We start from the raw sequence: 12,316 nt of genomic DNA, 5'->3' as shown, positions 1-12,316 counted from the left end.
GTTACTGTTCGACTATGCTATATTAAAAGGAAAGGAGGTGCTCTCATGCACCCGATCGAACAATTTACTTTCGAATTCAATATACAAGAAGATTACTTCGAATGCCATGAAGTATTAGAAGAACTGTGGCAAGCCGGCAATCGGACGGACGAATCACTCGTCGCTTTGATTCAATTAGCCGTCGCCCGGTATCATCACCGGCGCGGTAATGTGACCGGCGCGATGCGGACCTATCCGAAAGCCTTTCAAAAAATCGAACGGCATGCAGCGTCAATTACCCAACTCGGCATCGATGCCACGCAACTGCTTACGTTAAAGTCCGCTTTTATGGAGCCGGAATACCGGAGAATCCATTTACCAGTAGACGAAAGACTCGAACAACGAATGAAGACCCAATCACTCGAACCGCTTGATCGAACCTTTTTAATCGACAAACACCGGTTACGAAACCGGCAAGACGTCATCGACGCAAGGCAAGCCGCACTTAAAAATCGCGGGAAATGGAAAAACCGGCCCTGAAATAAACGGACCGGTTTTTTTCATTGATTTTTCCACTTTTCAACAAGACGACTTGTTTCTTCAGTCGAGCCGATGATATCGAGACGCATCATCTTCGCCGCAGCGTCGAGTAATGTGTACGACATCCGCTCCCCGCGGAACGATGGAGACAATGCGATGTGGCTCAATTCAGCGTGGCCATCCACTAATTGAAAACCGATCACTCCTACGAAGTCTTCATCCTGTTTGTAAAGATACAATTGACGATCTTCTTCTTGTTCATAGGCTTGAACCGTTTCAAGCAAATACTTCGGATCCTTCACTTCACACGAAAAGGCGATTAACCCCATCGCGGTCCGTTCATTCAGCTTCTTATATTTTACTAGCATCTGATTCTACACCTTCCTAATTTCAACAACTCTCAGGACCATGAACGACTGAGACTCATTTATTCTACACCTTATCGGCTAGAATTACTTCATTTTTTTGTCGAGAAGGACAAAAAGAAGGAGTGAATCACTTCACCCCACCTTTTCCGAATTATGACTTCGACTTTTCTAACACGGCGATGAATTCACGCATATAGTCAGGTAGATCGGGCGGTCTCCGACTTGAGACGATGTGTCCGTCGACGACGACCGGCTCATCGTGCCACACTGCGCCCGCATTCGTCATGTCGTCTTTAATCCCCGGGGTACTCGTGACGTTGACACCTTTGAGTACATCTGCTGAAATTAAAACCCATCCCGCATGACAGATTTGACCAATCGGCTGTTTTTGTTCGTCGAAGTGTCGGACCATTTTCAAGACCGAATCAAACCGCCGTAATAAATCCGGTGACCAACCACCCGGAACGAGAATCGCGTCGTAGTCTGCTGGATTAATGTCAGCAAACGCGATGTCGGAGACGATTGGAACACCGTATTTCCCGATATACTTTTCATTTGCTTTCTCACCCACGATGTCGACCGTTGCCCCTTCTTCACGTAACCGGTGGACCGGGTACCATAACTCTAAATCCTCAAAATCATTACTGACGAGTTGAATCACTTTTTTACCTTGTAAACGCATCATGAAACGCCTCCTGAAATTCTATTTGTGCCTTATTATCTGTTCCCTTAGTCTAAAAAACAAAAACTCCCCTTCTAGTTGAAGAGGAGTCAGACACTTATGCTTCTACGCGAATTTCTTTAATGCCTGCGCCTTGCTTCATTTTTTGAGCATGCTCAAGTCCTGAAGTGACTTGTCCGAAGACTGTATGCACACCGTCAAGGTGCGGTTGCGGCTCGTGAACGACGAAGAACTGACTCGAACCTGTGTCGCGACCAGCGTGCGCCATCGAGAGTGAACCTGCTTTATGTTTGTGCGGGTACGAAGTTGACGTTTCACATGGGATTGTTTTCCCAGAACCGCCTGTACCGTTCCCGATTGGGCAGCCGCCTTGTGAGACGAAGCCCGGGATGACACGGTGGAAGTTCAATCCATCGTAGAAGTTCGAGTTCGCAAGGCTCTCGAAGTTTTCTGTTGTAATCGGTGCATCGTCGTTAAAGAGTTCAAAATCAATTTTATTTCCGTCTTCTAATAAGATATATCCAGTTTTTTGCATTGTATACCAACCTTTCGCGCTTTTCAGCTAATGGTGTTCGTCACAAGCAACTTGTGACTCCATGGAACAGTGTACCAAATTTTTTCGGAAAACGCAGGTTTTTTACTCAGTTGACGGCAGAATCTACTATTTCAATTTCAATTTCATCACCGACACGAACGGAAGCTGTTACACCGAGTGGCAATGTCAGAACCGGATCCGTATGACCGAAGTCAGCGTCGAGGACAATCGGGAAGTCGTAGCCGCGTGTTGCCCGTAAAATGATGTCTTTCAATGTAAAGTCCGGATCAAAATCGACCTGACTCTCGAACCGGCCGATAACGAGTGCTGAAATCTCATCATACACACCAAGATGCCGCAACTGTGTAAAATAACGGTCGATCGTTTCCGGTGTTTCGCTTCCGTCATCTTCGAGCATCAAGACAACATCTTCGAAAGACGGCATATACGATGTACCTGCAAGTAACAAGAGTGTGCCACAGTTTCCGGCAAGAATCGGTCCTGTCCCCTCGCCTGTACGACCAATCAACATCCCCGCATTCGGTTGTCGTTTTTTCGGACGGTCGTCATGTACGTCCCAGCGGAGTACTTCATCCGTCCACTCGGATGAGGCGACGATTTTCCCAATCGGTTCCGTCTGCATCAACGTTCGCTTGAACGACTGTTCAGTATAGTCGTCAAGACCGTCCAGTAGACCGAACTGCGGCAAAATCGCCGGCCCTAAAAACGTCGTCAAACCTGTTTTTGCATAAATCGCAGCATGCAGTGCCGTGATGTCACTATAGCCGAGTAAAATTTTCGGGTTGTCCCGAATCAAGTCATAATCGAGCTCATCTAACAGCTGATGCGAGTTGAAGCCGCCGATCGTCGCGATGATCGCTTTGACTTCCGGATCGCGAAACGCCATATGTAAGTCTTGCACCCGTTCGCCAATCGTTCCTGCCGTATGACTATGGACTGCCGTCGCATTCGGCATCACAAGGACCTGAAAGCCCATCCGTTCCAATGTTTCAATGCCGCGTTGCAATCGGCGCGGCACGTAGGCTGCAATCGCTGATGCGGGTGACACGATCGCGATTGTATCGCCTTCTTTTAATCGAGCTGGTTTCATCTTTTTTCCTCCTTCTTCTTTTGGAAAAACCTGACTTTCATCATAACAAAAAAAGTAGCAAATTGGGAAGAAGACCCAACTTGCTACTTTACATGATTTAATCGATGACAGCGTGAACGAGCGGACGTTCTTCCGGTTTCGTTTCACTGATATGATACGCATGATCCATTTTCTCAATTGCTTGATCAAGCGTTTCTTTATTCGAACGAAGTGTCGCGATGACATCGCCGACTTCAACACGATCGCCGACTTTTTTCAATAACGTGACGCTTGCTGCATGATCGATGACGTCTGTTTTCGTCGCTCGGCCCGCTCCAAGAATCATCGCTGCGACACCAACTTCATCGGCGATGATTTCAGAGACATAACCTGCTTTTGATGCCACGAAGTCTTTTTGGTATTTCGTTTCAAGTGCTTTTGACATATCGTCAACGAGTGACGCGTCGCCACCTTGCGCTGCGATGAACTTTTTAAAGACGTCGAGTGCTGCACCGTTCGCGAGGCGTGTCTCGAGATCGGCATACGCTTCGTCGAACGTCGGGTAGAACTCACCAAGGACTGCCATATGTGAGGCAATCGTCAAGGCGATGACTTTCAAGTCACGCACATCTTTACCTTGTAAGACTTCGATTGCTTCTTTGACTTCGTTTGCGTTCCCGATTTCGTTTCCGAGTGGCTGATCCATGTCCGTGATGACGGCAATCGTTTTCCGGTTGACACTTTTCCCGATTGAAACCATCTCTGTCGCAAGTGCTTTCGCGTCCTCAAACGACTTCATGAAAGCACCTGAACCCGTTTTAACATCAAGAACGATGCTATCAGCGCCGGCCGCAATTTTTTTCGACATGATTGAACTTGCAATCAACGGAATCGAATTGACTGTTGCTGTCACGTCACGTAATGCGTAAAGTTTTTTGTCAGCAGGTGTTAAGTTCCCGGTCTGACCGATGATTGCCATCTTGATGTCGTTGACTTGGCTGACGAAGGCTTCTTCCGATAATTCAACATCGAAACCAGGGAAGGCTTCCAATTTATCGATTGTTCCACCTGTATGACCAAGACCGCGTCCGCTCATCTTCGCAACCGGAATTCCGATTGACGCGACGAGTGGTGCAACAATCAGACTGATTTTATCGCCGACGCCGCCTGTTGAGTGTTTGTCGACTTTTTTGCCGTGAATCCGTGATAAGTCGATGACGTCACCTGATTCGACCATCGCCATCGTCAAATCTGCGATTTCACGATCTGACATCCCTTGATAAAAAATGGCCATCGACATGGCTGACATTTGATAATCCGGAACGTCCCCGTTCGTGAATCCTTCGACCATTGCTTTAATATCGGCTGTTGGTAACTCGCCGCCGTCTCGTTTCGTTGCAATCAAATCTACCATACGCATAATCTATTTCCTCCTCTAAGGTGTTGTTACATTTTTTTGATCGAACCACGAACGAGCGACAGGAAGTGTGCCCGGACCCGTTCCGTCGTTTCGATGACTTCATCGTGATGGAGCGGCTGATCTAAGATACCTGCTGCCATGTTTGATACACATGAGATTCCGAGTACGCGCATGTCTGAGTGACGTGCGACGATGACTTCAGGAACCGTCGACATGCCGACGACATCTCCACCAAGCATCCGTGCCATTTTGACTTCAGCCGGCGTTTCATATGTCGGACCGGTGTTGCCGAAGTAAACGCCTTGACGAACATTGATTCCGAGCTCATCTGCCGTCGCTTGGGCAAGTTCCAGTAATTCTTTATCATACGGCTTCGACATGTCCGGGAAACGTGGTCCCATCTCATCGACGTTTTTTCCGATCAACGGATTCGTTCCGAAGAAATTGATGTGATCTGTGATCAACATGAGATCTCCCGGTTCGAATGCTTCATTACAAGCACCCGCTGCATTCGTCACGATTAATGTTTCGACGCCGATTGCTTTCATGACACGAACTGGGAATGTGACCATTTCCATCGAGTAGCCTTCATAGAAGTGGAATCGTCCTTGCATCGCGACGACTTGTTTGCCTTCGAGCGTCCCGAAGACGAGTTGTCCCGCATGTCCTTCCACTGTCGAAACAGGGAAGTTCGGAATATCGCCATACGGAATCGCGATTGGATTTTCAATTTCATCAGCCAGTACGCCGAGACCTGATCCGAGAATCAAACCGATTTCCGGCTTTGCCTGCATTTTACTTTCTAAATATGAACGTGTTTCATTCCAGTTGACTGTCATCCAAAATCGCTCCTTTGAAATTAAAGTTCTGTTAAAAAGCTTTTTCCGTGTGCCGGCATTTTAACACCGAAGTTTGCAGCAACCGTCGCTCCAAGATCAGCAAATGTTGCACGCGTTCCTAAATCGTTTGCGACACCGCTCTTTTGGTACGCAAGAAGCGGGACGTACTCACGCGTGTGATCTGTTCCAGCGTGAATCGGATCGTTTCCGTGGTCAGCTGTAATGATTAAGAGATCATCTTCTTGCATCCGCTCGAATACTTCCGGGAGACGTGCATCAAATTCTTCAAGTGCATCCCCGTAACCTTGCGGGTCACGACGATGTCCGAACAAGGCATCGAAGTCAACAAGGTTCAAGAAGCAAAGCCCTGTGAAGTCACGTTCGAGTTGACCAACGAGTTGGTCCATTCCGTCCATGTTCGATTTCGTACGAATTGCATCCGTCACACCTTCACCGTCAAAGATGTCAGCGATTTTACCGAGCGAAATGACATCGAATCCAGCTGTCTCAAGCTCATTCATGACAGTCCGGTCAAACGGTTTTAAGGCATAGTCGTGACGGTTCGATGTCCGAACCCATGCGCCTTGCTCCCCAAGGAATGGACGTGCGATGATGCGACCGAGCATGTATGGATCGTCGCGCGTGATATCACGTGCATATTCACAAATCCGGTAAAGTTCTTCGAGTGGGACGACTTCTTCGTGAGCTGCAATCTGTAAGACAGAGTCAGCAGATGTATAGACGATCAATGCGCCCGTTTCGACGTGTTCTTGACCAAGCTCATCTAAGATTTCCGTACCAGAAGCTGGTTTGTTACCGATGATTTTCCGACCAGAGAATGCTTCAAGACGGTCAATCAAGTCAGCCGGGAATTTTTCAAAGACACGGAATGGTGTATCGATGCGAAGACCCATGATCTCCCAGTGTCCCGTCATCGTATCTTTCCCCGCCGATACTTCTTCCATTTTACCGTATGATGCGATTGGTGCGGCATCAGCCGAAACACCTTGAACGGCTTCAATATGCGCGAGACCAAGCTTTTCCAGGTTCGGAATATTCAAGCCATTCATATGCTCTCCGATGTGACCAAGCGTATGTGCTCCTAAATCTCCAAATTGTTCCGCATCGGGTGCTTCACCGATACCAACAGAATCCATGACGACTAAAAATACACGTTTGAATTGTTGTGCCATTTGTATTTCCTCCTAATACGTACTGTAATGAACGACTGCCCTAATGATTTTCCCACAAACCGACTAGACAAAACGCTTCATTTGTCTGAAGTCAGACCTTTGTTTTATAAGGAACATCATGCACGTGGATGATGATTCTTATAGACTTCATGTAACCGACCTTTGTTGACATGCGTGTACATTTGCGTCGTCGACAAGTCGGCATGACCGAGCATCTCTTGGACAACCCGTAAATCTGCACCATTTTCAAGTAGATGAGTAGCGAATGAATGACGGAGCACATGTGGCGTAATCTCTTTTTCAATACCCGCTTCTCTTGCACGTCGTTTAATCATCTTCCAAAAACCTTGTCGCGATAACCGGCTTCCCCGACTATTCAAGAAGACATAATCCGTTTGCTGGCCCCCTAAACTGTTTCGTGCTAATTCGAGATAGGTCGTGACGCTCTCAATCGCTGTCGTGCTGATTGGAATGATTCGCGTTTTGTTCCCTTTCCCAAGACACGATAAGTAACCGAGTTCGAGCTGCAGATCGTTTAACGTCAACTGTAGCAGTTCACTGACCCGCATACCGGTACCGTATAACAGTTCAAGCATCGCCGCATCCCGTCTGACGAGCGGATCGTTTCCGACCACGGAATCAAGCAACTTAACGACGTCCGTTTGACTCCAGACGACCGGGAGCTTTTTTTCTGGTTTCGGTAAATCCAAATGACGTGACGGATCACTCTCCACTTGACGCTCTTCGACCAAATATTGATGGAACGAACGGATCGAACTCGTCGCCCGTCTGACCGTCGACCGTGACTTTTGAGCGTTCAACAAGCTCTCGATATGGAGCACGATATGATGTCGTGTCACGAATTCAAGCGAAGTCACCCCTGCTTGTTCGAGCGAATGAAGATACTGGTTTAAATCATTTCGATAGGCTGCTGCCGTATTTCCTGACATTTGCCGTTCAATGACGAGATAGTTGATAAATGCTTCCAGTTGTTGTCTCACTGAATTCATCCTCTTGGCTTAAGAAATCGCTTACTTTCCCATCATATCAAAGGTGTAAACCGTTGTGAAGAGGTCTGACCTATATTTTCAAAAAGAAAAAACCGCCCTGTGTGTGGAAGGACGGTTAGACAGTTTGTGTTTGCGTTTGTTCAAGCGCTTCACGTGCATGACGCTCCTGACAAACACGGCAAACTCCGTGGAAGGTCAAGCGATGATCTTTAATTTTAAAGTGAAACCGCGAGACGATTTCTTTTTCGACATCTTCTAACATATCATCTAAAATTTCTTCGACGGAACCACATTCGATACATACAAGGTGGTGATGCGAGTGACTCGCCCCTTCTTGTCGTAAATCGAATCGAGATACGCCATCTCCGAAGTTGACCTTATCGACGACTTCAAGCTCCGTCAATAATTCGAGCGTCCGGTACACGGTCGCGAGTCCAATATCAGAGTTTTTTTCTTTCACTAATAAAAAGACATTTTCAGCACTGAGGTGATCCGACTCATGTTCTAGCAGGATACGCACAGTCGCTTCACGTTGGGGAGTCAGCTTATATCCTTTACCGCTCAGCTGTTTTTTAATGCGTTCAACACGACTTTCCATCATAGCGCCCCCTTAGGTCGAAACTGATGCTTTTATCATAGCTGATTCTCAATCAATTTTCAAATTAAAATGATTATCAACTGAAAATCAACCAAATTAGAATCATTTTAATGTACGGATGTGCCAATGTTGAATCGCCATGATTGTTTTTGCATCGACAATCGTGCCATTTGCAATCAGTTCTAAGGCCCGGTCAAGTGACAATGTCTGGTTTTCAAGGAATTCATCTGCATCCAGCTGACGTTCACCAGCCGTCAAACCGATTGCTTCATATATATGTACGCGTTCGCTGCAAAATCCCGGTGCCCCGTAAAAATCGAAGACATGTTTCAATTCTTCTGCCGCGTAACCTGTTTCTTCTTTCAATTCTCTTCCGGCACAATCAATTGGATTCTCACCCGCCTCAAGTTTTCCCGCAGGAATTTCAATCGATAGCTGTTCGAATGCTTTGCGGTACTGCTCGACGACAATCAAATCACCTTTTTCATCAAAGGCGATGATGGCGACGGCTCCGTTATGATAAACGAGCTCGCGCACTGATGTATTACCGTTTGGTAAGCTGACGACATGCTTTTCGACATTAAAGACTTTTCCTTCATAAATGACTTCTCGTTCGATTGTTTTTTCTTCCATTCCGAACACCTCTTCCTTCTATAACTATCCGCGCCGTAATTTATTCTTCTTATTCAGTATGCCTGTTATCTGATTCCTGATGCAAGTTTGTTTTTTCAAACTCAAAATATGAAACAGTTCCTCAACAGGGGGACGGAGAAATAAATATGATAAACTGTTCTGTAGTAGCACATATCGAAAGAAATGAGGGATTAGTCATGGGACTCGGATTAGGCACAATGACAATATTAAAACGCGGACAAGAAGAAGCAACAGAAATCCTCCGTACAGCGCTCGACGAAGGGGTCATTCATTTTGACACAGCGGACGTCTACGCGAACGGAGCCGTCGAATCGTTGATTGGACAGACATTTTCGCAAGAAGACCGCAGCCGGATTTTCCTCGCCTCTAAAGGCGGGAACCGAATGAATGCAACGGGAACGGGTTGGACGTGGGATCCGAGTTACGAGTACTTAAAACAAGCATGTCTTGAAAGTCTGAACCGACTCGAAACACCTTACCTCGATCTCTATTATGTCCACGGCGGAACGATGGAAGACGACCTCGATGCATCGATTCAAGCCGTGAAGGATTTAAAAGCAGACGGTAAGATTAAGGCCTATGGTCTTTCTTCTTTACGGCCGAACGTCATTAAGTATTGGCTCGAGCATAGTGATCTCGATTATTTGATGACACCTTACTCGTTACTCGATCGGCGCATCGAAGCACTCTTGCCTTTACTCAATGAAAAAAATGTCAAGGTAGTCGCTCGTGGTCCGCTCGCAAAAGGATTATTGACGACTGAGAGTACGTCGCGCCTCCAATCCGTTGACCAGTTCGAGCAATTTAATAAAGAAAAACTCGAAGAAACATTGAATTTCTTGCAAGACTACCCACTACCCGCGCTCGCTCTCCAAGCAATCGATCAACAAGCCGCAATCGTCCTGCCTGGTGCGTCGAGCGTGTCGCAATTACAGGCCAATCTCAAGGCGATGCGGGAACCCGTCACGCTTGAACAAATCAATCACGTCCTGAAGACATTGCCGGTCCATCCTTATACAGCACATCAATAAGGTTTGAGTTTTAGCAAGCCGGGGAATCCTCTTATTTGTAACGTTAACCCTAGAGGAGGAATTTTATTATGGCACGTATTTTAATCGTTTCAACAAGCGCGGATGACATGAACGGACACGCAACAGGACTTTGGTTCGAAGAGTTTGCTGCACCGTTTAACTTATTTAATGAAGCAGGACATGACGTCACTGTTGTTTCTGTTAAAGGTGGCGACGTCCCAATCGATAAAGCATCACTCGTCAAAGAAATTCTGCCGAAGTTCCAAGACGCACGTAAAGCACTAAAAGATACAGCTTCACTCTCAACAGTCGATCCTTCATCGTTCGACGCTGTTTATTTCCCGGGTGGACACGGTGCGGTCGTTGACTTCCCGAACAATCCACAAGTTGCCGGTGCAATCGAAGCAATGGTCAAGAAAGACGGAATCGTCGCATCTGTTTGTCACGGACCTGCCGCTTTCGCTCACGTCATGATTGATGGCAAACCATTCGTCGAAGGTCGTCAAATCAACGGCTTTACAGATGAAGAAGAAAAATCAACAGGTCTTGAAGAGAAAGTTCCATTCTTACTCGAAACAACGTTGCGTAATGAAGGTGCAACGTTCTTGACTTCAGACGCAGGTAAAGAATTCGCAGTCATCGATGGCAACGTCATCACAGGTCAAAACCCAGCTTCAAGTGAAGCTGTCGCTAAATTGATCGTCGCTAAACTCGCGACTGTCTAAAATTTTAATTGATGCTGAGCACTTCCACTGAACATCAGTGGAAGTGCTCAGCGTGTAGACAAACTTAGATGGAAGATCACTTGAATGTGATTTTCCATCTTTTTTTGCTCTCTCTTTCCTTCCTAATCGTCTTCCTGTGGCAAACATCGCGCCGCTACAGCAAAGCTGCAGGGTCGCTCCTGTTTGCTTTCCACTAGGAAGCGATTAGATTAGAAAGCGAGATTTTTTTAGCTTTCTTTAAGATCAGTGAAGATACTCTGTCGTTTTGGAAACGATTCAAGACGGTCCACCTGAAAGGCGTCCCTTTTCGTCGACTTCTACGGGAAAAAATGCGTCTTTGCGTGCTTTTCTCCCCCCACGTGACGTTGTCTACATGCAAAACAGCACCTCCACTGAACGAAGCTGGAGGTGCTGTTTTCGCTTCGGGTCATTTCCCTTCGTTAAGCGCCCGCTGAAGCATCAGTATTTCACGTTCGGCTGCCGCAACCGTGCGGTCTTCAATAACGAGCTGCTGCTGTCGTGCTTCAAGCTGCTCGTCAAGGTTCGTACGCTCTTCATCGGTAAACGACTGTTCAACCACACGTTCCCGTCGATACCAACGCTTCGGAATGATTTTTGGTGCTGGTCCTGTCTCAATCGTCCGTTCGATTTCATCGAATGCCGCCTGCGCTTCTGCCTGACGGTCTTGAAGCGGACGAATCTGTTGAGTGAACGCCTGTAATCGTTCGTCGACGAAGGGGCGTGTTTTTGACGCCAACATTTCTTTTACATCCATTCGTAACACGTGTTCTGCTTGCTGACGTTGCATATCTTCTTCGTGATCTGTTGGTTCGAGAAGTTCCACACGGTCGCTGTTTTCAGACTCTGTCAGAATGTCTTCGATTTCACTGATCGACAACCACGAGACATGTCGCATGACGAATTGATCGATTAGCCCCGCATCAACATAGTAGTCTCCGACTTCTCCACCTAATTTCAATTCAGCGGCGGCATATGTTGCATGTCGTTTGATGATGTCCTCCGTCTCTTCGTCCAGCCAGTCTTGATAATCTTTAAATACACTCACGTTCTCTACTCCCTATCCCATCACAATCAAACACTCGTTTGACTTCTCTTGATTTCTTCGATTGCCCAGTCACACCAATCGAGGTAATTCAGCATCATCCGTAGACCGTATTCACTCGTCAATGTCTCCCCGAGTGTCGCCCCGTTCTCTAAATGATCTTTTCGCCACACTTGCATCATGTCGACCGCAAATTGATGATGCCGTTTTGATTCTTCAAGGTAAGCGATCGCTTCCTCGAGCGGCAAGAGGTGTAACAACGACACGCGCATTAAGTTCTCATCTTTCATTTTCGGCTTAAATTCACTCGGTGCCCGCAGCCAGGCGACGAGCTCTGTTTGGCCTTTATCTGTAATCGAATAGACTTTTTTATCTGGAAGATCCTCCTGGACGATATGAACACTCGTCACGAGTGATGCTTCTTCCATTTTTAATAATTCTCGATAAATTTGCGTATGGTGTGCTGTCCAAAAATGCGTCATCTGTTTTTTGAACGTCGTACTTAAATCATAGCCTGTCGCTTCTCCCTGGGTTAGCAGTCCGAGCAGTGCGAATCGTAATCCCACTGGCTGCACCTTCTTTCATCAAT

15 protein-coding genes are annotated in these 12,316 nt (G+C 46.8%); 3 read left to right on the top strand and 12 right to left on the bottom strand.

Annotation, left to right across the window (positions count from 1 at the left end):
• The first annotated feature begins 45 nt into the window (after positions 1-45).
• The gene (locus tag KNQ05_RS09470) at positions 46-519 is read left to right on the top strand and encodes a DUF309 domain-containing protein (RefSeq protein ID WP_029333171.1); all 474 of its coding nucleotides are present in this window, start codon (positions 46-48) and stop codon (positions 517-519) included.
• Positions 520-539: 20 nt separating this feature from the next.
• Here KNQ05_RS09470 and KNQ05_RS09465 read toward each other — a convergent pair whose 3' ends face one another.
• From KNQ05_RS09465 to KNQ05_RS09420, 10 genes are all read right to left on the bottom strand, one after another.
• Positions 540-887 (bottom strand): GNAT family N-acetyltransferase, encoded by a 348-nt coding sequence (locus KNQ05_RS09465; RefSeq protein ID WP_088836695.1) that lies wholly within the window; start codon positions 885-887, stop codon positions 540-542.
• Positions 888-1,038: 151 nt separating this feature from the next.
• Positions 1,039-1,569: a type 1 glutamine amidotransferase domain-containing protein gene (locus KNQ05_RS09460; RefSeq protein WP_088836694.1), complete on the bottom strand. Its 531-nt coding sequence runs from the start codon at positions 1,567-1,569 to the stop codon at positions 1,039-1,041.
• 97 nt (positions 1,570-1,666) lie between these two features.
• Positions 1,667-2,104 (bottom strand): peptidylprolyl isomerase, encoded by a 438-nt coding sequence (locus KNQ05_RS09455; RefSeq protein ID WP_088836693.1) that lies wholly within the window; start codon positions 2,102-2,104, stop codon positions 1,667-1,669.
• Positions 2,105-2,210: 106 nt separating this feature from the next.
• On the bottom strand, positions 2,211-3,215 hold the full coding sequence (locus KNQ05_RS09450; protein ID WP_214771635.1) for a S66 family peptidase: 1,005 nt from the start codon (positions 3,213-3,215) through the stop codon (positions 2,211-2,213).
• Positions 3,216-3,312: 97 nt separating this feature from the next.
• The gene (locus KNQ05_RS09445) at positions 3,313-4,614 is read right to left on the bottom strand and encodes a pyrimidine-nucleoside phosphorylase (protein WP_088836691.1); all 1,302 of its coding nucleotides are present in this window, start codon (positions 4,612-4,614) and stop codon (positions 3,313-3,315) included.
• Positions 4,615-4,640: 26 nt separating this feature from the next.
• The gene (locus KNQ05_RS09440) at positions 4,641-5,453 is read right to left on the bottom strand and encodes a purine-nucleoside phosphorylase (protein ID WP_029333165.1); all 813 of its coding nucleotides are present in this window, start codon (positions 5,451-5,453) and stop codon (positions 4,641-4,643) included.
• Positions 5,454-5,473: 20 nt separating this feature from the next.
• Positions 5,474-6,646 (bottom strand): phosphopentomutase, encoded by a 1,173-nt coding sequence (gene deoB / locus KNQ05_RS09435; RefSeq protein WP_088836690.1) that lies wholly within the window; start codon positions 6,644-6,646, stop codon positions 5,474-5,476.
• Between the two features lie 116 nt (positions 6,647-6,762).
• Positions 6,763-7,647, bottom strand: a complete 885-nt coding sequence (gene xerD / locus KNQ05_RS09430; protein WP_088836689.1) for a site-specific tyrosine recombinase XerD — start codon at positions 7,645-7,647, stop codon at positions 6,763-6,765.
• A 124-nt stretch (positions 7,648-7,771) separates the two neighbouring features.
• Entirely contained in the window at positions 7,772-8,254 is a 483-nt protein-coding gene (fur, locus tag KNQ05_RS09425) for a ferric iron uptake transcriptional regulator (RefSeq protein WP_088836688.1), read from the bottom strand.
• A 102-nt stretch (positions 8,255-8,356) separates the two neighbouring features.
• Complete coding sequence (locus tag KNQ05_RS09420; RefSeq protein WP_088836687.1) at positions 8,357-8,887, bottom strand: NUDIX domain-containing protein; 531 nt, start codon at positions 8,885-8,887, stop codon at positions 8,357-8,359.
• 197 nt (positions 8,888-9,084) lie between these two features.
• Here KNQ05_RS09420 and KNQ05_RS09415 point away from each other — a divergent pair, with 197 nt between their 5' ends.
• Both KNQ05_RS09415 and KNQ05_RS09410 read left to right on the top strand, forming a co-directional pair.
• On the top strand, positions 9,085-9,939 hold the full coding sequence (locus KNQ05_RS09415; RefSeq protein WP_214805215.1) for an aldo/keto reductase: 855 nt from the start codon (positions 9,085-9,087) through the stop codon (positions 9,937-9,939).
• 68 nt (positions 9,940-10,007) lie between these two features.
• The gene (locus KNQ05_RS09410; protein ID WP_029333159.1) at positions 10,008-10,664 is read left to right on the top strand and encodes a type 1 glutamine amidotransferase domain-containing protein; all 657 of its coding nucleotides are present in this window, start codon (positions 10,008-10,010) and stop codon (positions 10,662-10,664) included.
• Between the two features lie 427 nt (positions 10,665-11,091).
• Here KNQ05_RS09410 and KNQ05_RS09405 read toward each other — a convergent pair whose 3' ends face one another.
• The gene (locus KNQ05_RS09405) at positions 11,092-11,730 is read right to left on the bottom strand and encodes a hypothetical protein (protein ID WP_214805213.1); all 639 of its coding nucleotides are present in this window, start codon (positions 11,728-11,730) and stop codon (positions 11,092-11,094) included.
• 26 nt (positions 11,731-11,756) lie between these two features.
• A complete protein-coding gene (locus tag KNQ05_RS09400; RefSeq protein WP_088836684.1) occupies positions 11,757-12,293 on the bottom strand; it encodes a PadR family transcriptional regulator in 537 nt (178 codons plus the stop codon).
• Positions 12,294-12,316: the final 23 nt, after the last annotated feature.

This window comes from Exiguobacterium sp. s125 (genome assembly GCF_018618605.1).
GTDB classification, from domain to species: domain Bacteria; phylum Bacillota; class Bacilli; order Exiguobacteriales; family Exiguobacteriaceae; genus Exiguobacterium_A; species Exiguobacterium_A oxidotolerans.
The sequence above is the reverse complement of the archived record's forward strand: the minus strand, read 5'-3'. Positions and strand labels throughout refer to the sequence as shown.